General features: G+C 69.4%; 17 protein-coding genes and 1 tRNA gene. 14 read left to right on the forward strand and 4 right to left on the reverse strand.

What is annotated here, in order from left to right; genetic code table 11:
- Positions 1 to 177 precede the first annotated feature (177 nt).
- The 6 genes from ABIE65_RS05810 to ABIE65_RS05835 all read left to right on the forward strand — a co-directional run bounded on the left by ABIE65_RS05810 (position 178) and on the right by ABIE65_RS05835 (position 4,018).
- Positions 178 to 579, forward strand: coding sequence for a DUF2177 family protein (locus ABIE65_RS05810; protein ID WP_354076235.1), 402 nt, complete (start codon positions 178 to 180; stop codon positions 577 to 579).
- A 90-nt stretch (positions 580 to 669) separates the two neighbouring features.
- A complete protein-coding gene (locus ABIE65_RS05815; RefSeq protein WP_354076237.1) occupies positions 670 to 1,791 on the forward strand; it encodes an NAD(P)/FAD-dependent oxidoreductase in 1,122 nt (373 codons plus the stop codon).
- Positions 1,772 to 2,092: a (2Fe-2S)-binding protein gene (locus ABIE65_RS05820; protein WP_354076239.1), complete on the forward strand. Its 321-nt coding sequence runs from the start codon at positions 1,772 to 1,774 to the stop codon at positions 2,090 to 2,092. Before ABIE65_RS05815 ends, ABIE65_RS05820 begins: the two co-directional genes overlap by 20 nt.
- A 25-nt stretch (positions 2,093 to 2,117) precedes the next feature.
- On the forward strand, positions 2,118 to 3,506 hold the full coding sequence (locus tag ABIE65_RS05825; RefSeq protein ID WP_354076241.1) for an FAD-dependent oxidoreductase: 1,389 nt from the start codon (positions 2,118 to 2,120) through the stop codon (positions 3,504 to 3,506).
- 124 nt (positions 3,507 to 3,630) lie between these two features.
- On the forward strand, positions 3,631 to 3,846 hold the full coding sequence (locus ABIE65_RS05830) for a dodecin (protein WP_354076243.1): 216 nt from the start codon (positions 3,631 to 3,633) through the stop codon (positions 3,844 to 3,846).
- A gap of 10 nt (positions 3,847 to 3,856) precedes the next feature.
- A complete protein-coding gene (locus ABIE65_RS05835) occupies positions 3,857 to 4,018 on the forward strand; it encodes a hypothetical protein (RefSeq protein ID WP_354076245.1) in 162 nt (53 codons plus the stop codon).
- Positions 4,019 to 4,181: 163 nt separating this feature from the next.
- Here the strand turns inward: ABIE65_RS05835 and ABIE65_RS05840 are convergent.
- The 3 genes from ABIE65_RS05840 to ABIE65_RS05850 all read right to left on the reverse strand — a co-directional run bounded on the left by ABIE65_RS05840 (position 4,182) and on the right by ABIE65_RS05850 (position 6,038).
- Positions 4,182 to 4,256: transfer RNA gene (locus tag ABIE65_RS05840), tRNA-Val, on the reverse strand.
- Positions 4,257 to 4,354: 98 nt separating this feature from the next.
- Positions 4,355 to 4,711 (reverse strand): response regulator transcription factor, encoded by a 357-nt coding sequence (locus tag ABIE65_RS05845; protein ID WP_354076247.1) that lies wholly within the window; start codon positions 4,709 to 4,711, stop codon positions 4,355 to 4,357.
- Between the two features lie 127 nt (positions 4,712 to 4,838).
- Entirely contained in the window at positions 4,839 to 6,038 is a 1,200-nt protein-coding gene (locus ABIE65_RS05850) for an acyl-CoA dehydrogenase family protein (RefSeq protein WP_354076249.1), read from the reverse strand.
- Between the two features lie 207 nt (positions 6,039 to 6,245).
- Between ABIE65_RS05850 and purC the strand changes: the two genes are divergently transcribed.
- The 6 genes from purC to grxD all read left to right on the forward strand — a co-directional run bounded on the left by purC (position 6,246) and on the right by grxD (position 10,923).
- Positions 6,246 to 7,010, forward strand: a complete 765-nt coding sequence (purC, locus tag ABIE65_RS05855; protein ID WP_354076251.1) for a phosphoribosylaminoimidazolesuccinocarboxamide synthase — start codon at positions 6,246 to 6,248, stop codon at positions 7,008 to 7,010.
- Positions 7,011 to 7,040: 30 nt separating this feature from the next.
- Positions 7,041 to 7,283, forward strand: coding sequence for a phosphoribosylformylglycinamidine synthase subunit PurS (gene purS / locus ABIE65_RS05860; RefSeq protein ID WP_354076252.1), 243 nt, complete (start codon positions 7,041 to 7,043; stop codon positions 7,281 to 7,283).
- On the forward strand, positions 7,280 to 7,969 hold the full coding sequence (gene purQ / locus ABIE65_RS05865; protein WP_354076253.1) for a phosphoribosylformylglycinamidine synthase subunit PurQ: 690 nt from the start codon (positions 7,280 to 7,282) through the stop codon (positions 7,967 to 7,969). The genes purS and purQ overlap by 4 nt, the downstream gene beginning before the upstream one ends.
- A 78-nt stretch (positions 7,970 to 8,047) precedes the next feature.
- On the forward strand, positions 8,048 to 10,258 hold the full coding sequence (purL, locus tag ABIE65_RS05870; RefSeq protein WP_502918508.1) for a phosphoribosylformylglycinamidine synthase subunit PurL: 2,211 nt from the start codon (positions 8,048 to 8,050) through the stop codon (positions 10,256 to 10,258).
- A 54-nt stretch (positions 10,259 to 10,312) separates the two neighbouring features.
- Positions 10,313 to 10,549, forward strand: coding sequence for a BolA family protein (locus ABIE65_RS05875; protein ID WP_354076255.1), 237 nt, complete (start codon positions 10,313 to 10,315; stop codon positions 10,547 to 10,549).
- A gap of 20 nt (positions 10,550 to 10,569) precedes the next feature.
- Positions 10,570 to 10,923: a Grx4 family monothiol glutaredoxin gene (gene grxD, locus ABIE65_RS05880; RefSeq protein WP_354076257.1), complete on the forward strand. Its 354-nt coding sequence runs from the start codon at positions 10,570 to 10,572 to the stop codon at positions 10,921 to 10,923.
- A gap of 352 nt (positions 10,924 to 11,275) precedes the next feature.
- On the opposite strand, the gene ABIE65_RS05885 is transcribed toward grxD, so the two are convergent.
- Complete coding sequence (locus ABIE65_RS05885; protein ID WP_354076259.1) at positions 11,276 to 12,409, reverse strand: zinc-dependent alcohol dehydrogenase family protein; 1,134 nt, start codon at positions 12,407 to 12,409, stop codon at positions 11,276 to 11,278.
- Between the two features lie 158 nt (positions 12,410 to 12,567).
- Here ABIE65_RS05885 and ABIE65_RS05890 point away from each other — a divergent pair, with 158 nt between their 5' ends.
- Positions 12,568 to 14,082: a M81 family metallopeptidase gene (locus ABIE65_RS05890; protein ID WP_354076260.1), complete on the forward strand. Its 1,515-nt coding sequence runs from the start codon at positions 12,568 to 12,570 to the stop codon at positions 14,080 to 14,082.
- A 329-nt stretch (positions 14,083 to 14,411) separates the two neighbouring features.
- Positions 14,412 to 17,591, forward strand: a complete 3,180-nt coding sequence (locus ABIE65_RS05895) for a PAS domain-containing sensor histidine kinase (RefSeq protein ID WP_354076261.1) — start codon at positions 14,412 to 14,414, stop codon at positions 17,589 to 17,591.
- Positions 17,592 to 17,618: the final 27 nt, after the last annotated feature.

Consider the following 17,618-nt stretch of genomic DNA (forward strand, 5'->3'; position numbering starts at 1 on the left):
GGAAAATGATCCCATTGCGGCGCTCGCCCGCCCCATCCACGGCAATCCTCGCCGTCGAAGCGTTTAAAGATCGATAACGAATCGTGCCGTGGCGCGGGTGCGGCGGGCGTCGCCTGTCATCTGCACGGCCGTGCCGGGCGTAGCAGAGGCCATGCAACGTCATGCCGGATGCCGCCGATGATCGCCTACGCCGCCGCCTACCTCGCCAGCGCCGTCACCTTCTTCGGGCTCGACATGCTGTGGCTCGGCCTCGTCGCCCGCGATTTCTATCGCCGCGGCTATGGCGACCTGCTGCTCGAGCAGCCGCTCTACGCGCCCGCCGCCGGATTTTACGTCTTCTATATCGTCGGCATCGTCTTCTTCGCCGTCATGCCGGCGCTGCAGGCCGGCAGCTGGCTGACCGCGCTCGGCTACGGCGCGCTCCTCGGGCTGCTCTGCTACGGCACCTACGACATGACCAACCTGGCGACGCTGAAGGGCTGGCCGGTGTCGGTCGCGATGGTCGACATGGCCTGGGGGACGGCGCTGACCGGCACGGCGGCGCTCGTCGGCTTCCTGGTCGCCCGGCATCTGGCGTGACGGCCGGCACGGTACCCGGCTCTTCGGTTTGACACGGGCGCGCCGCGGGCACATCGTTCCCCATACCCTTTGGGCAACGCGGCGGACGACATGCAAACGGCGGACATCGTCGTCATCGGTGGCGGCATGGTCGGTGCGGCGATCGGCTACGGGCTCGCCATGCGTGGCGCCTCGGTCATCATCCTGGACGAGGGCGATTCCGCCTTCCGCGCGGCGCGGGGCAATTTCGGCTTGGTCTGGGTCCAGACCAAGGGCCTCGGCATGCAGCGCTATGCCGACTGGACCCGTCAGTCGGCCGACCTCTATCCGGAGTTCGCGGCGGAACTCCAGGAGACCGGCGGCATCGACATCGCCTACGAGAAGCCCGGCGGCCTGACGCTGTGCCTCGGCGACGCCGAGTTCGAGCGGCAGAGCCGCACCATCGGCAGCCTGCACCAGCAGGCCGGGCCCGGCCGCTACGACGCCGAGATGGTCAGCCGGCGCGACCTCGAATCGGCACTGCCGCACGTGACCCTGGGGCGGGAGGTGACCGGCGGCTCCTGGTCGCCGCACGACGGCCACACGACGCCGTTGCGGCTGCTGCGCGCCATGCATGCCGGCTTCGCGCGCTTCGGCGGGCGCTATCTGAGCGAGCATCGCGTCGAGTCGATCGAGCCGGGGCCGGGCGGCTTCACCCTGCGCACCGCCGGCGGCGACGTCTCGGCCGGCAAGGTGGTGCTCGCCGCGGGGCACGGCATTCCGCGGCTCGCCGGGATGGTCGGCCTCTCGGTGCCGACGCGGCCCGAGCGGGGACAGGTCCTGGTGACCGAGCGCGTCCAGCGGTTCCTGCCGATGCCGATCTCCAGCGTGCGCCAGACGGTCGAGGGCTCGGTGATGATCGGCAACTCCAACGAGGATGTCGGTTTCGACGACGGCACGACGCTCGACGTCGGCCGCGACATGGCGGCGCGCGCCGTGCGGATCTTCCCGGCACTGGCGCGGCTGCGCATCGTGCGCACCTGGGGCGCGTTGCGCGTGCTGCCCCCGGACAAGTTCCCGATCTACGAGGAGTCCGCCACCTGTCCCGGCGCCTTCGTCGCGACGATGCACAGCGGCGTCACCCTGGCCGCGGTGCATGCCCGGCGCCTGCCGGAGTGGATCCTCGACGGCAGGGTGGAGGACGGGTTCGAGCAGTTCCGGGCGGCGAGGTTCGATGTTCAGGCGGCGGCATAGGGCGGCGCGCGACTCGGTCACGATCGTGATCGAGGACGAGCCGGTGATGGTGGCGGAGGGTGATACCGTCGCGGCGGCCCTGTTCGCCGCCGGCCTGCCCTGGTTCCGGACGACGCCGATCGGCGCGCGGCCGCGCGCGCCCTGGTGCATGATGGGCGTGTGCTTCGACTGCCTGGTCGAGATCGACGGCGAGCCGAACCGCCAAGCCTGCCTCGTCCAGGTGCGCGAGGGAATGACGGTGCGGCGCCAGCGGGGTGCGCGTGCCTTCGAGCCGGAGCTCGGGCGTGAGTACACGCCGTGAGGCGGGCGCAGCGAGGGCGCAGCCAATGAACCGTCTTCTCGACCTGATCGTGATCGGCGCCGGACCGGCCGGGATGGCGGCCGCCGCGACGGGCGCGGAGTGCGGCCTGTCGACCCTGCTGATCGACGAGCAGGCCGAGCCGGGCGGCCAGATCTATCGCAGCATCGAGAGCATCGGCGAGCGCCGGCCGGACGACGTGGCGCTGTTCGGCGACGACTATGCGCACGGTGCCCATCTGGCGCGCGAGCTGCGCCGCTCGGCCGCACTCTATCTGCCCTCGGCGTCCGTGTTCGAGGTGACGCCGGAGGCCGACGAGGTGGCAGTCGCGGTGACCGTGGACGGCGCGGCCGAGCGGCTCGCCGCCCGGCGGGTGATCGTCGCGACCGGTGCGATGGAGCGCCCGGTGCCGGTCCCCGGCTGGACCATGCCGGGCGTGATGGGAGCAGGTGCCGCGCAGCTGCTGCTGAAGTCGGCCGGCCTGGTGCCGGAGGGGCGGGTGGTGCTGGCCGGTGCCGGGCCGCTCCTGCTGCTGGCGGCGGTGCAGCTGGTCGATGCGGGTGCCGAGGTGGTGGCGGTGCTCGAGCGCACGCGGTTCGCGGATTATCTGGGGGCCGCGCGCCACCTGTTCCGGGCGCGCCGGGCGCCCGGCTACATCGCCAAGGGCCGGGCGCTGCGCCGGCGGCTGAAGGCTGCGGGCGTGCCGATCCGCTCGGGCGTGACCGGGCTGCGCATCGAAGGTCTCGACCGGCCGGAGCGGGTGCTCTGGGACGGCGGCGCCGTCGATGCGGACGTGGTGCTGCTGCACGAGGGCGTTGTGCCGCACGTGCAGATCACGCGGCAGATCGGTGCCGACCACATCTGGGACCCGGCGCAGCGCTGCTGGCGGCCGGTGCTCGACGAATGGGGCGGCAGCTCGGTTGCCAACGTCATTGTCGCGGGGGATTCCGGCGGAATCGGCGGTGCGCGCGTCGCCGAGGCGACGGGCCGGCTGGCCGCGCTGCAGGCGGCGCATCTGCTCGGCCGCCTGTCGCAGCGCGAGCGCAACCGGCGTGCCGCCGCGCCGCGCGGCCTGCGCCGCCGGCACCTCGCGATCCGGCCCCTGCTGGATGCCCTGTTTCCGCCGTCCGCCGAGATCCTGGCGCCGCCCGACGATGCGACCATCGTCTGCCGCTGCGAGGAAGTGACGGCCGGCGAGATACGCGCCGCGGTCGCCCTCGGCGCCGCGGGCCCGAACCAGCTGAAGGCCTTCACCCGCTGCGGCATGGGCCCCTGCCAGGGCCGCCTCTGCGGCCTGACCGTCGCCGAGACCATCGCGGCGGCCCGCAGCCTGCCCGTCGCGCAGATCGGCTACTACCGCATCCGTCCGCCGATCAAGCCGGTCACTCTCGGCGAACTGGCCGCCCTCGACGGCTGAGCCGCGCCTCCCGCGGCAGGGCTCCGACCCGTCGCGTCGTTTCGCAAATCAGTCGCCTCGCAGGAACCGCTCGGCGCGTGCGGTGTTGGGGTATGCGAAACCGATGAATGAGAAGGAGGCCGACGTGTCGGACAATGTGTATGGAATTACCCATGTCGTGGGTAGTTCGGCCGACGGTATGTCCCAGGCGATCGAGAATGCCGTCTCGACGGCGGCGAAGACGGTGAAGAACCTGGAGTGGTTCGAGGTCTCCGAGACCCGCGGTCACATCGAAGGCGGCAAGGTGGCGCACTATCAGGTCGTGCTGAAGCTCGGCTTCCGCTATGAGGCGAAGCACTGAGGAGCGGCGCATGGCCGATCAGAACGACCCCTATCCGAAGGACCACGGTCCCGTCCGCTCCACCGAAGAGGCGCGTGGCGGCCGGACCAAGGGCATGGTCCGCTACGTGCTCGGCGTGGGCATCGCGCTCGTCGTCGTCGCCTTTCTGGCGTCCTACATCTTCGCGGTGTAGCGCAGATACGGGCGCGTCGCGAACCGGAGCCCGGTGCAGAGCCCTGCGCCGGGCTTTTTCGCGTGGTGGTGCCTCCGGTCGCGCGCTACCGACCGCCCCAAGCCGGGGCTCGGGAAGCTTCGGCCGACACTTCTGGGCCGGCGATCTATCGATGGAGGGAGGATGGTGGGCGGTACTGGGATTGAACCAGTGACCCCTGCGATGTCAACACAGTGCTCTACCGCTGAGCTAACCGCCCACTGTGGCCGCCGCGACGCGAGGCGTCGTCGAACTGCGGGCCGGGATGTAGCAGTTGGATGACGAGGCATCAAGAGGCGGTGTTGCGAAAACGCCGCCTCAGGCGAGAACCTCTTCCACCCTGTCCACAAGCTCGCGCAGGTGCATGGGCTTCGCCATCACCTTGGCGCGGCCGATGCCGGCGCTCTGCGCCCGCACGACCATGGCCGCGAACCCGGTTATGAGCATGATCCGCAGGTCCGGTGAGCCGGCGCCGGCGCGGCGGGCGACCTCGATTCCGTCGGTGCCGGGCATCACGATGTCGGCGACCAGCAGGTCGTACTCGTTCTCGTCGAGCGCGGCGAGGGCGGCGTCGCCGTCGCCCACGGCGCAGACCTGGTGCCCGGCGCGGCCGAGCGCGCGCGCCAGGAAGCCGCGGAGCGAGTCGTCGTCTTCTGCGAGAAGGATGCGAGCCATGGCCCCGATGCTGTTCCGAACGCCGTGCCGCGTCCACTGCCCTTAAGACTGAAGCCTACATCTTTCGCAAAAGTGAACCGAGGCGGCCGTAAGCGCACGGCCGCCTCGGTTGCGGTCAGGGCACGGCTCAGAGACCCAGCACCGCCTTGGAGATGATGTTGCGCTGCACCTCGTTGGTGCCGCCGTAGATGGTGGCGGCGCGGCGCAGCAGGTGTTCGGTCATCAGGCCGACGCCGTAGTCCGGCACCGCCGATTCGGCGTTCGAATCGGCGCGCAACGTGTCGAGCTCGTAGGGCATGCCGTACCAGCCCATCGCATCGACCATCATCTCGTTCAGCGCCTGCTCGATCTCGGTGCCGCGGATCTTCAGGAACGAGGCCTTGGCGCCGGTCGACTGGCCGGCCTCCTCCTCGGAGAGCAGGCGGAGCTGGGAGTATTCGAGCGCCGTGAGGCGGATTTCCAACTCGGTCATCTTCGCGCTGAAGTCGGGATCCTGGATCAGCGCCGTCTCGCCGGAGCGCTCCTGGCGGGCGATGTTCTTCAGCCGCTGCAGCTTGGACTTGGACTTGGCGACGCCGGCGATGCCGGTCCGCTCCTTGCCGAGCAGGAACTTGGCATAGGTCCAGCCCTTGCCTTCCTCGCCGATGCGGTTGGAGACCGGCACGCGCACGTCGGTGAAGAACACCTCGTTCAGATAGTGGTGGCCGTCGATCGAGATGATCGGCCGCACCTCGAGGCCCGGCGTCTTCATGTCGATGAGCAGGAAGGTGATGCCCTCCTGCTTCTTCGCCTCCTGGCTGGTGCGGACCAGGGCGAAGATCCAGTCGGCGTGGTGCGCGTGGCTGGTCCAGATCTTCTGGCCATTGACGACATACTCGTCGCCCTGGCGCTCGGCGCGCGTGCGCAGGGAGGCGAGGTCGGAGCCGGAGCCGGGCTCGGAATAGCCCTGGCACCACAGGATGTCGCCGCTAAGGATCGACGGCAGGTGCTGCTTCTTCTGCTCCGGCGTGCCGAAGGTGTAGATCACCGGGCCGACCATGGTCAGGCCGAAGGAGGAGAGGCGGGGGCAGTGCGCCGCCTGATACTCCTCGTCGTAGATGTATTTCTGCGTCGGCGTCCAGCCGGTGCCGCCATACTCCTTCGGCCAGTTCGGCGCGATCCAGCCCTTCTCCCCCAGCATCTTGTTCCAGAGCTTCGTGTCGGACTTCGACACGTAGGAGGGGGCGCGCTCCACCTGCTCGCGGATGTGCGTCGGCAGGTTCTCGCGCAGCCAGCTTCGCACTTCCTGGCGGAACGCCTGTTCCTCGGGCGTGAACTGGAGCTGCATTCTCGCTTCCTCTCGATCTGATGGGCCTTCGGCCCGCTTGGCGCGCATCATCGCCCCTCCCGGTAGGCGCCCGCAAGCGGTGGGCGGACGCGGACCGGCAGGTGGGCGGGCGGGAACGTTGTCTTGCCAGCGGTCGATTGTTATATGATGCCCCTCCGGTGGCATCCGCCTCCGGAAGCCACCGCCAATGTCACGCGGGGAGCCAGAATGTCCCGGCGACGACGGATCTACGAAGGCAAGGCGAAGGTTCTCTTCGAGGGACCGGAGCCGGGCACGCTGATCCAGTATTTCAAAGACGACGCCAGCGCCTTCAACAATCAGAAGAAGGGCACGATCACCGGCAAGGGCGTGCTCAACAACCGCATCTCGGAGTATCTGATGATGCGGCTGGAAGGCATGGGCATTCCGACGCATTTCGTGCGCCGCCTGAACATGCGCGAGCAGCTGGTCCGCGAGGTCGAGATCATCCCGGTCGAGGTGGTCATCCGCAACGTCGCCGCGGGCAGCTTCGCCAAGCGCTTCGGCATGGCCGAGGGCGCGGCGCTGCCGCGCTCGATCTGCGAGTACTATTACAAGTCGGACGAGCTCGGCGATCCTCTGGTCACCGAGGAGCACATCACCGCGTTCGGCTGGGCGTCGCCGCAGGACCTGGACGACATGTTCAACCTGGCGCTGCGCATAAACGACTATCTCAGCGGCCTCTTCCTCGGCGCCGGCATCCGGCTCGTCGACTTCAAGGTCGAGTTCGGCCGTCTCTACACCCAGGACGACATGCGCATCGTCCTGGCCGACGAGATCAGCCCCGACAATTGCCGGCTCTGGGATACGAAGACCAACGAGATCATGGACAAGGACCGGTTCCGCCGCGATCTGGGCGGCGTGGCCGAGGCCTACCAGGAAGTGGCGCGCCGCCTCGGCATCCTGCCCGAAAGCGGCCCGCAGGAAGTCCCCAGCGCGAAGATGACGGCTTGATGGAACTCTCGATATGAAGGCCCGTCTGTTATGAAGGCTCGCGTCCACGTCACCCTGAAGCGTGCCGTGCTCGATCCCCAGGGGCAGGCGATCGGCCGTGCTCTCTCCGGGCTCGGCTTCGACGGCGTCGAGAACGTCCGGCAGGGCAAGGTCATCGAGATCGACCTGGCGGAGACCGACAGGGGCAAGGCGCAGGAGCGGGTGCGCGCGATGTGCGACCGCCTGCTCGCCAACCCCGTGATCGAGGACTACACGGTCGAGCTGATCGGATGAAGACGGCGGTCGTTCTCTTCCCCGGATCCAACCGGGAAGGCGATGTCGAGGACGCGCTGGAACTGGTCACCGGCCGGCGGCCGCAGACGGTCTGGCACCGCGACAGCGACCTGCCCGAGGCCGACCTGATCGTCGTACCGGGCGGCTTCTCCTACGGCGACTATCTGCGCGCCGGCGCCATGGCGGCCCAGTCGCCGATCATGCGCGAGGTGAAGGCGGCGGCCGATCGCGGCGTGCCGGTGCTCGGCATCTGCAACGGCTTCCAGATCCTCACGGAATGCGGGCTGCTGCCGGGTGCGCTGCTGCGCAACGCGCACCTGAAGTTCGTCTGCCGCTTCGTGCATCTGCGCGTCGAGACGAGCGACAGCGTGTTCACCCGCGGCTACAACGCCGGCGACGTGATCCGCGTGCCGGTGGCGCATCACGACGGCAACTACGTCGCCGACGTCGAGACTCTCGCGCGCCTGCGTGGCGAGGGGCTGATCGCCTTCCGCTACTGCGCGCCGGACGGCGACGAGGTCGGCGACTTCAACCCGAACGGTTCGGCCGGCAGCATCGCCGGCATCCTGAACGAGCGCCGCAACGTGCTCGGGCTCATGCCGCATCCCGAGGATGCCGTCGATCCGCGCCTGGGCAACACCGACGGCCGCAGGATGTTCGAAGGGCTGGCGGCCGCGCTCGGGTGAGGGCGCGACCGTCCGTTCAATCATGCGGCGCTGACCATGCGCGCCGTCCACCCTGGCTCACGGCTTGACCGACCTGCAATGATCACGCCCGAAATCGTCGCCGAGCACGGCCTGAAGCCCGACGAGTACGAGCGGCTGCTCGGCATCCTCGGCCGCGAACCGAACCTCGTCGAACTCGGCATCTTCTCGGTGATGTGGAGCGAGCACTGCTCCTACAAATCGTCGAAGCGCTGGCTGAAGACCCTGCCGACGACGGCGCCGTGGGTCATCTGCGGCCCCGGCGAGAATGCCGGCGTGGTCGACATCGGCGACGGCCTCGCCGCCGTGTTCAAGATGGAGAGCCACAATCACCCGTCCTTCATCGAGCCCTACCAGGGCGCGGCGACGGGCGTCGGCGGCATCCTGCGCGACGTCTTCACTATGGGCGCGCGGCCGGTGGCCAACCTGAACGCGCTGCGCTTCGGCGATCCGTCCCACCCGAAGACGCGCCACCTGATCGCCGGCGTCGTGGCCGGCATCGGCGGCTACGGCAACTGCGTCGGCGTGCCGACGGTTGGCGGCGAGTGCGAGTTCCACCCGGCCTACAACGGCAACATCCTGGTCAACGCCATGACCGTCGGCATCGCGCCGGCGGACCGCATCTTCTATTCGGCCGCCGCCGGGCCCGGCAATCCGGTGGTCTATGTCGGCGCCAAGACCGGGCGCGACGGCATCCACGGCGCCACCATGGCGTCCGCCGAGTTCGGCGAGGGCTCCGAGGAGAAGCGCCCGACGGTGCAGGTGGGCGACCCGTTCACCGAGAAGCTGCTGATCGAGGCCTGCATGGAGCTGATGGCGACCGACGCCATCGTCGCCATCCAGGACATGGGCGCGGCCGGCCTGACCTCCTCCTCCTTCGAGATGGCGCACAAGGGCGGCGTCGGCGTCGAACTCGACCTGGACAGCGTGCCGGTGCGCGAGACGGGCATGATCCCCTACGAGATCATGCTGTCGGAGAGCCAGGAGCGCATGCTCATGGTGCTGAAGCCGGGCCGCGAGGACGTGGCGCGGGCGATCTTCGACAAGTGGGAACTGGACTTCGCGATCATCGGCCGGCTGACCGAGACGGGGCACATGGTCCTGCGCTTCGGCGGCGAGGTGGTGGCGGACCTGCCGATCGCGGCGGTCGCCGACGGCGCGCCGGAGTACGACCGGCCGCACGTGAAGACGCCGCCGCGCACCGCGATCGACCATGACGACATTCCGGCGCGGATGGATCCGGGCGAGACGCTGAAGCGGCTCATGGGTGGTCCTAATTTCGCCAGCCGACGCTGGATCTGGGAACAGTATGACAGCCTCGTGCGCGGCCACACGCTGCGCGGCTCCGGCGGCGACGCTGCGGTCGTGCGGCTGCCGGGCACGACGCGCGGGCTGGCCCTCTCCAGCGACTGCACGCCGCGCTACTGCTTCGCCGATCCGGTGCAGGGCGGCGCACAGGCCGTCGCCGAATCCTGGCGCAACCTGACCGCCGTCGGTGCGCGCCCGCTCGCCTTCACCGACAACCTGAACTTCGGCAACCCCGAGCGGCCCGAGATCATGGGCCAGATCGTCGGCTGCATCGAAGGCATGCGCGCCGCCGGCCTCGCCCTCGACTATCCCGTCGTCTCCGGCAACGTGTCGCTCTACAACGAGACGAGCGGTACCGGCATCCTGCCGACCCCGACCATCGGCGGCCTCGGCGTCGTCGACGACCTGTCGACGGTGCCGTCGACGGGCTTCACCGCCGACGGCGAGGTGATCGTCCTGATCGGCGACACCGCCGGGCACCTGGGCGCCTCCGCCTATCTGCGCGACATCGAAGGCAGGGAGGACGGCCCGCCGCCCGCCGTCGACCTGGAGGTCGAACGGCGCAACGGCGACCTCGTCCGCCGGCTCATCGCCGACCGGCTGGTCACCGCCTGCCACGACGTCTCCGACGGCGGCCTATTCGTCACGGTGGCGGAGATGGCGCTGGCCGGAAATGTCGGCGCGGCGATCGAGGCAGAGCATCTCGGCATTCCGATCTATGCTTGGCTCTTCGGCGAGGATCAGGCGCGCTACGTCCTGGCGACGACGACGCCCGAGCGGGTGCTGGCCGCGGCTGCGGCCGCCGGCGTTCCCGCCCGCCGCATCGGCTTCGCCGGGGGCGACGCGTTGACTGTAAACGGCGACTATCCCATATCCTTGGCCGAGTTGCGCAGGCTGCACGAGTCGTGGATGCCGTCCTACATGGACGGACCCGAAGCGACCGCCGCGGCGGCTGCCCATTGACACCCGCTCGCCGCCGATAGAGGCGGACGTCCGCACCGGATTTGGAGAGATCGCATGGCGATGGACCCGCACGAGATCGAGACCCTGATCAGGGCGGCGCTGCCCGACGCCAAGGTCGCGATCGAGGATCTGGCGGGCGACGGCGATCACTACGCGGCGCACGTCACCTCGTCGGCCTTCAAGGGCAAGACCCGCGTCCAGCAGCACCAGATCGTCTATCAGGCGCTGCAGGGCCGCATGGGCAACGAACTGCACGCCCTCGCTTTGCAGACCTCCGTCCCGGACGCCTGAACCCTCCTGGAGACATCGCCATGAACGCCACCGCCACCGAGAGCCCGGTCTTCGACCGTATCCGCCAGGACATCGCCGCCAACGACGTGGTGCTCTACATGAAGGGCAGCCCGGTCTTCCCGCAGTGCGGCTTCTCGTCGGCCGTGGTGCAGGTGCTCAGCCACCTGGGCGTCCGCTTCAAGGGCATCGACATCCTGCAGGACCAGGCGCTGCGCCAGGGCATCAAGGAGTTCAGCTCCTGGCCGACGATCCCGCAGCTCTACGTGAAGGGCGAGTTCATCGGCGGCTGCGACATCGTCCGCGAGATGTACGAGAGCGGCGAACTGACCGAGGTGCTGAAGAGCAAGGGCGTCGAGGTCCGCGACGACGCTTGAGGACCTGTCCGGAACGCGGGCGTCCCGCCCGCCTTCGGCTCGGCGCTGTCGTGCAACACGCTGCGAATTGCGTTGCACGACGTTTCACAGGCGCCGTCTGCCCCCGTGAATCGGCGCTGGATGCCCGGGTCTTCGCCCGGGCATGACAGTACAATTCGGCCGGGCAGGACAGCATAAGATGTGCGGGGCGCTCGACTTTTACGTCGTGCAACATGACGAAGACCATGTTGCACGACGTTTCACGAACCGCCGCCGACACCCATGGAACTGTAAAGAGCACCATCCCCACTGTCGTTGCCGGGCGGAGACCCGGCAACCCAGAGGAGCGCTCCGCGGCCGCAGGTGCCGGAAACTACGCCATGTGCGGCACGACGATCTGGCGCACGGTAGCGACCGAGGCCAGCTTGTCGAAGCCGGCGTTGATCTGGTCCAGCGGGATGGTGCGGTCGATGAGCCTGTCGACCGGCAGCCGGCCCTGGCGGTAGAGGTCGATGAAGCGCGGGATGTCCCGCACCGGCACGCAGCTGCCCATGTAGCTGCCCTTGATCGACTTCTCCTGGCTGACGAGGTCGCTCTGGTTCAGCGCGAACTCGGCGCCGGCCGGCGACAGGCCGGCGGTCACGACCGTGCCGCCGTAGCGGATCATCGCGTAGGCCGTCTTCATCGCGGGAACGGTGCCGGCCAATTCCATCGCATAGTCGACGCCGCCGTTGGTGATGTCGCGCAGTTCCTGGATGGCGTTCGGGTCGGTCGGGTTGATCGTGTGCGTGGCACCCAGCTGGCGCGCGAGGCCGAGCTTCGCGTCGTTGATGTCGACCGCGATGATCTGCGCCGCACCGGCGAGCTTGGCGCCGAGCAGTCCGTTCAGGCCGACGCCGCCCAGGCCGATCACCGCGACGCTGTCGCCCGGCAGGATGCGCGCCGTGTTGATGACGGCGCCGACGCCGGTCATCACCGCGCAGCCGAACAGCGCGGCTTCGTGCAGCGGCAGGTCCTTGTCGATCACGACGACCGAGCCGCGGTCGACGACGGCATATTCGGCGAAGCAGGAGACGCCGGTGTGGTGTGCCACGCTCTGGCCGTTCCAGTGGATGCGCCGGCCGCCGCCCATCAGGTCGCCGCCGGCCTTGGCCACCGCGCCGACTTCGCAGACCTGCGGACGGCCCTCAAGGCAGCGCCGGCAGCGGCCGCAGCTCGGGCTGAACTGGAAGACGACATGGTCGCCGACCTTCACGTCGTGGACGCCCGGCCCGACCTCGACCACCTCGCCGGCGCCCTCGTGGCCCATCGCCAGCGGCACGGGGCGCGGCCGGTCGCCGTTGATGACCGACAGGTCTGAATGGCAGATGCCGCCGCCGCCGATCTTGACCAGCATCTCGTTCTCGCGCGGCGGATCGAGTTCGACCTCCTCGATCTTCAGCGGCTTGGTCTCGGCATAGGGGCCCTTCATGCCGCATTCGAGAAGCAGTGCCGCCTTCATCTTCATTGTCGTCCTCCGCCTCGGGCGTTTCGTCGCTGCATGTCAGCACTTCGCGCCGCGTGGGACAAGGCGGAGCGGGCCGCCGCCGTGCTACGCTTGAACGCGCCGGTGCTGCACCGCAAACTCGCGGTCATGGCCCGCGGGAGTCCATCAGGAGTGTCGGCATGCGCATCGCCATCGGCGGCTTCCACCACGAGACGAACACCTTCGCACCGACCAAGGCGGGGTACGAGGATTTCGCCAGGGCGGCGGGCTGGCCGGGGCTGTCGCGGGGCGCGGAGCTGATCCCGGCGATCACCGGCATCAACATCCCGAGCGACGGCTTCGTGAAGGTGGCGCGCGCCGCGGGGCACGACCTGGTGCCGCTGGTCTGGTGCAACGCCAGCCCGTCGGCGCACGTCACCGAGGACGCTTACGAGCGCATCGCCGGCATGATGCTCCAGGATCTGGCCGCGGCGGGCCGGGTCGACGCCGTCTATCTCGACCTGCACGGCGCGATGGTGCCGGAGCATCTGGAGGACGGCGAGGGTGAACTGATCCGGCGGGTGCGGGGGCTGGTCGGGCCCGACGTGATCATCGTCGGCTCGCTCGATCTGCACGCCAACGTGACGCCGCAGATGATCGACGGTGCGGACCTGCTGGACGCCTATCGCACCTACCCCCACATCGACATGTCCGAGACGGGCGCCCGTGTCGCGCACATCCTGGAGCGCATCTTCGCCGAGGGCCGGCCGGCGAAGTCCTTCCGCCAGCTCGATTTCCTCATTCCGATCAACTGGCAGTGCACGATGATCGAGCCGGCGGCGTCGCTGTACCGGCGGCTGGCGTCGCTGGCCACGGGCAAGGTGTTCGGCGTGTCCTTCACGCCCGGCTTTCCGCCCGCCGACATCCATCACTGCGGGCCCGCGGTCTTCGCCTACGGTGCCGACCAGGCCGCCGCCGACTCCGCCGCGAACACGCTGGCGAGCGCGGTCGAGGGCCGCGAGGGCGACTTCGCCGGCCGGTGCTGGCAGCCGGACGAAGCGGTCGCCGAAGCCCGTAGCCGTGCCGCGACGGCGACGCGGCCGGTCATTCTCGCGGACACCCAGGACAATCCCGGCGGCGGCGGCGACGGCGACACCACCGGTGTCCTGGCGGCGCTCGTCCGTGCCGGGGCGGAGGGCGCCGTGCTGGGCCTGCTGGTCGACCCGGCCGTCGCCGAGCAGGCCCACGCGGCGGGCGAGGGCGCCACCATCGAGGCGAGCCTCGGCGGCAAGTCGGGCGTCGCCGGCGACGCGCCGCTGGTCGGCCGCTACCGCGTCGAGAAGCTCGGCAGCGGGCAGTTCACCGGCACCGGGCCGTTCTACGGCGGCAGTCGCATGAATCTCGGGCCGATGGCGCTGCTCCGCTGCGAGGCCGCACCCGGCGTCCGCGTCGTCCTGTGCTGTCGGAAGGTGCAGGCGGCGGACCAGGCGATGTTCCGCCACCTGGGCGTCGAACCGGCGGCGACGAAGATCCTGGCGCTGAAGAGTTCGGTCCATTTCCGGGCCGACTTCGAGCCGATCGCCGAGGACATTCTCGTGGTTCTGGCGCCGGGGCCAGTCGTCGCATTGCCTGCCGATCTGCCCTACGTCAACCTGCGTCCGGGCGTCCGCCTGGGTCCGCTGGGGGTGCCGTTCGCGCCACGGCAAGGGGCTTAGGTCTTTAGGGTTTCGCAACCTGTTCCTACGATTCTGGGGTGAGGAACCATATGCTGGAACGTCTAAGTGCCGGGAGCCGGGCCACACGAACACGGATCGGATGAGGCTGCAGCCCCGGCGCGCGCACCGGTGTCGTGGGGCGGGGTCGTGGGATTGCCGTGACACCTGATGCTTCGCTCTCCGAGTGGGGGATGACAGACCGACCGCCTCCCGGCGACGTTGCCGACGGGCAGCCGCTTCTATGCGTCCTCGATGAAGATCTGAGATTCGGCGCCGATGCGGGCCGGGTTGCCGCCTTGTTCGGCAGGGTGCCGGCAGCGGGATCGTCCGTGGCCGATATCGCCGGCCGCCTCTACCGCGGCACGCTTCCCGGGACCGAAGCACCTGACGGCCGGCCCTGGGTGACACTGGACCGCGTCGAGGCCCGCACCCGGTCCGGCCGCATCCGCCGAGTCGCCATGACCTTCACGCGGCTGGCGGGCGGATGGTTGCTGGAATGCCGGGATGTCACCGTCGAAGAGGCGCTCATACGCGTCGACACCTACATGGGCGTGGCGTCGACCGGGGCCGAAGCGGAGGCCATCGCGGCGGCGCTTCGCGACGCGCTGCGGCTCCAGTCTGCGGAACTCAAGCATCTCGCACGCGGTGCAGACGGGGCGGAGGTCCCGCCTGTTCCAGCGGCGACCGCGGGCGATCGCCGGGACATCGTCCTGCGGGATTCACTCGGCTCGAGCTGGCTGCTGTCGGTCGAGGCGCGGTCTGACCGAGCCGCCGCCGACCTGGACGTCTGGCTCAATGCCCTCGGTCCCCGTCTCGCCGGCAGCCTGCGCCAGGCCCGTCTCAGCCTCGACCTCCAGGCCGAGCGCGCATGGACCCGTGGGGTCCTCGAGACGGCGAGCGAGGCCGTCGTGTCGCTCGATGCGGCGGGGTGCATCGAGGGATTCAGCCCGGCAGCCGAGCGGATGTTCGGCGGGCTCTCCGCCGGTCGCGCCTTCGAGACGCTGCTGGCGGACGAGCCGTCTTCGGACCGGCATACTGCCTTAGCCGACCTCATCGCCGCGGCGACGGCCTCCGGCGATGCCGGCGCCGTCTTCGGCGACGCTGCCATCGGCCCGGTCGAAGCCCGCGCGAAGGGGGGCGACGGCCACCCCTTCGAGGTTCGGCTGCGGGTCGCGGGCGCCGGAGCGGCGCGCACGGTCATCTTCGAGGATGTCAGCGCGCGGCACCGCGCGGAAGCGGCGCTGGAGCGGAACCGCAGCCAGATCGTGGCGATCCTGGACAGCCTGCGCGACGCGGTGCTCGCCGTCGACCAGGAACTGACACTGGTCTATGCGAACGATGCGGCGGCAGCGCTGCTCGGATGCGACCCGTCGGAGATCGTCGGCGTGCCGATCTGGGACGGCGCCGATGCCCTGTGGGATCTGCTCGGCCCCGAGCTGTTCCGCTGCATCCGGCAGCGCGAGAAGCAGGAACTGGAGATCCCCTGGACGTCCGGCCAACGCTGGTTCGACGCGCGAATCCTGCCCACCGAAGGGGGCGCGTCGGTCTTCCTGCTGGACGTGACGGCCCGCCGCCGGGCTTCCGACCTGCAGCGCGAGAGCGCCGAACGCTACCGTGCCGTATCCGATCTCACCACGGATCTCGTGTTCTGCTATCGCGTCGATTCGGCGGGCATGCTGGTGCGCGAGTGGAAGGTGGGCCGGGCCGGCGACATCCTGGGGCGCGAACTGCCGGAGCAGGTGAGGGCGGCGGGCCTGCTGGCACTCGTCCATCCGCACGACAGGACTGCCGGCGCGACCTTCACGCAGCGCCTCCTGGCCGGTGCCGACATGTCCGTGGAATTGCGGATGATCGGCCCTGCCGGCGGCGTCCGATGGGTCGAGGTGCACGGCAAGCCGCAGCGCGACACTGCGGATGCACCGGTCACCAGGATCCTGTGCGCCATCCGCGACATCAGTGCGCGGAAGCGCACGGAGACGGCGCTGCGCGAGAGCGAGGAGCGCTTCGGGCTCGCCGTGGAGGGGGCGGCGGAAGGCCTCTGGGACTGGGATATCCGGCGCGGGACCGTCTTCCGTTCGGAGCGCCTGCGCGGCATGCTCGGCGTGCCTGCCGGCGAGGACATCCAGCGGTGGAACTGGTGGGCGGAACAGATCCATCCCGACGATTTCGACGGATATCGCGCCGCCCTGAAGCGCTACCGTGCCAGCCGCGAGAAGCTGTTCGCAGCGGAATATCGCGTCCGGCATCGCGACGGGGGGTGGCGCTGGCTGCTCGACCGGGCCGTCAGCCGGCGCGGCGCCGACGGCAGGGTGGCCCGGATCGTCGGCGCGGTCAGCGACATCTCCGACCGCAAGAACATGGAACTGCAGCTCAAGGCGGCCAATGCGGCGATCGAGGAGAAGAACCGGCAGATCAGGGTAGCCCTCGACAATATCAGCCAGGGCCTGGCGCTGTTCGATGCCGAGGACCGTCTGACGCTCTTCAACAGGCGGTATGTCGAGCTCTACCGTTTGGGTGACCGGGCTCGCGTCGGCGTGACCCGCAAGGCGCTGCTCGAGGGGTGTATCGATGCCGGGATCTACGCTTCCGACGAGGTCGCGGCCGTTCTGAGGAAGACGCTGGGGACCGTTGGGGGGATCGGCTCGCGCCACATGGTCCAACGTCTGGCGGACGGCAACGTCATCGAGGTCACCACGACGCCGCTGCCCGACGGCGGTACCGTCGCGACCTATACCAACGTCACGCCCCGGGAGAAGCGCGAGCAGGAGATGCGCGCCGCCCGCGACGCCGCGGAGGCGGCGAACCGCGCCAAGTCGGCGTTTCTGGCCAACATGAGCCACGAGCTGCGCACGCCGCTGAACGCCGTGATCGGCTTCTCGGACGTGATGAAGGCGGAGATGTTCGGGCCGCTCGGAAACGCGGTCTATCTGAGCTACGCCTCCGACATCCATGCGAGCGGGCAGTTGCTGCTCGACCTCATCAACGACATCCTCGACATCTCGAAAATCGAAGCCGGGAAAGCCGAAGTCGCCGAGGAGGTCTTCGACCTGCACGAGGTCGTCGAGGCGTCGATCCTGCTGTGCCGCGAGCAGGCCGCGGCATCGTCGCTCGCCCTGCGCGCGCGCGTCGCCGCCGACCTGCCCCGGGTGCGCGGCGATGCCCGCTATATCCGGCAGATCCTGCTCAATCTCGTGTCCAACGCGGTCAAGTTCACGCCGTCGGGCGGCCGTGTCACCGTGTGCGTCTGGCGTCAGGCCGGTGGCGGTATCGTCCTCACCGTGGCGGACACGGGCATCGGCATTCCCGAGCAGATGCAGGCGCGCGTCTTCGAGCCCTTCTTCCAGGTGCAGAGCGACCTCGCCCGCCAATACCAGGGGACGGGCCTGGGCCTGTCCCTGGTGAAGGGGCTGACGGAGCTGCACGGCGGCCGGGTGGAGATCGAGGCGCGCCGTCGTCAGGGAACGATCTTTCGGGTTCGCTTGCCGGCATACCGGAACGTCAGCCCCTAGGGCTCGCCGTGGCATGCCGATTGCTGC

The organism is Constrictibacter sp. MBR-5 (assembly GCF_040549485.1).
Lineage (GTDB): Bacteria > Pseudomonadota > Alphaproteobacteria > JAJUGE01 > JAJUGE01 > Constrictibacter.

Coding starts and splice junctions, on each gene's coding strand:
- ABIE65_RS05810 (WP_354076235.1), top strand. CDS start 178: ATGATCGCCTACGCCGCCGCCTACCTCGCCAGCGCCGTCACCTTCTTC.
- ABIE65_RS05815 (WP_354076237.1), top strand. CDS start 670: ATGCAAACGGCGGACATCGTCGTCATCGGTGGCGGCATGGTCGGTGCG.
- ABIE65_RS05820 (WP_354076239.1), top strand. CDS start 1,772: ATGTTCAGGCGGCGGCATAGGGCGGCGCGCGACTCGGTCACGATCGTG.
- ABIE65_RS05825 (WP_354076241.1), top strand. CDS start 2,118: ATGAACCGTCTTCTCGACCTGATCGTGATCGGCGCCGGACCGGCCGGG.
- ABIE65_RS05835 (WP_354076245.1), top strand. CDS start 3,857: ATGGCCGATCAGAACGACCCCTATCCGAAGGACCACGGTCCCGTCCGC.
- ABIE65_RS05845 (WP_354076247.1), bottom strand. CDS start 4,711: ATGGCTCGCATCCTTCTCGCAGAAGACGACGACTCGCTCCGCGGCTTC.
- ABIE65_RS05850 (WP_354076249.1), bottom strand. CDS start 6,038: ATGCAGCTCCAGTTCACGCCCGAGGAACAGGCGTTCCGCCAGGAAGTG.
- purC (WP_354076251.1), top strand. CDS start 6,246: ATGTCCCGGCGACGACGGATCTACGAAGGCAAGGCGAAGGTTCTCTTC.
- purS (WP_354076252.1), top strand. CDS start 7,041: ATGAAGGCTCGCGTCCACGTCACCCTGAAGCGTGCCGTGCTCGATCCC.
- purQ (WP_354076253.1), top strand. CDS start 7,280: ATGAAGACGGCGGTCGTTCTCTTCCCCGGATCCAACCGGGAAGGCGAT.
- purL (WP_502918508.1), top strand. CDS start 8,048: ATGATCACGCCCGAAATCGTCGCCGAGCACGGCCTGAAGCCCGACGAG.
- ABIE65_RS05875 (WP_354076255.1), top strand. CDS start 10,313: ATGGCGATGGACCCGCACGAGATCGAGACCCTGATCAGGGCGGCGCTG.
- grxD (WP_354076257.1), top strand. CDS start 10,570: ATGAACGCCACCGCCACCGAGAGCCCGGTCTTCGACCGTATCCGCCAG.
- ABIE65_RS05885 (WP_354076259.1), bottom strand. CDS start 12,409: ATGAAGATGAAGGCGGCACTGCTTCTCGAATGCGGCATGAAGGGCCCC.
- ABIE65_RS05890 (WP_354076260.1), top strand. CDS start 12,568: ATGCGCATCGCCATCGGCGGCTTCCACCACGAGACGAACACCTTCGCA.